The organism is Halomonas marinisediminis, assembly GCF_004347715.1.
Classification (GTDB): Bacteria; Pseudomonadota; Gammaproteobacteria; order Pseudomonadales; family Halomonadaceae; genus Halomonas; species Halomonas icarae.
The window spans coordinates 1-526 of record NZ_SLTR01000057.1 but is presented as its reverse complement, the minus strand read 5'-3'; the positions used below and the strand labels follow the sequence as shown (position 1 = coordinate 526).

Genomic DNA, 526 nt, shown 5'->3' with positions numbered 1-526 from the left:
TTCGACGACGAGGGTTCACCTCTCGTCGATGCCTGTGACCCAAGAAGGGCCTGACTGCCTGTCTCGTTACTGTCTTGTCCATGCTATCGATCACGGTGAAATGTCATTGCTACGATTGCCGATAGTGTGAGGGCGTGACAATGAGCAAGAAGACAAGTTTCGAAGAAGCCGTGGTCATTGGAGGTGTTGATACCCACAAGGACTTTCATGTGGCGGCTGTTGTCAATGAACAAGACCATGTCCTTGGAAGTGCCAGCTTTCCTTCGACAAGGCACGGCCACACGTTGCTGCTGAATTGGATACGCTCCTTCGGCAATATTGATCGAGTGGGCGTGGAATGTACCGGCACATATGGCGCCGGACTGATGCGATACCTTCAGCAGGCAGGCGTTACCATTCTGGAGGTCACGAAGCCCGATAAGTTGTCACGCCATAAGAGAGGCAAGGATGACACGATCGACGCTGAGAACGCGGCGCATGCGGCCTATGCCGGTATCCGTACTGTCACGCCCAAGACCCGCGACGG

At 54.6% G+C, this 526-nt stretch carries 1 protein-coding gene; it reads left to right on the top strand.

Annotation, left to right across the window (positions count from 1 at the left end; translation table 11 throughout):
- Window positions 1-140: 140 nt before the first annotated feature.
- A partial coding sequence (locus tag E0702_RS15805) for an IS110 family transposase (RefSeq protein ID WP_165927557.1) occupies window positions 141-526 on the top strand: 386 nt, incomplete at its 3' end.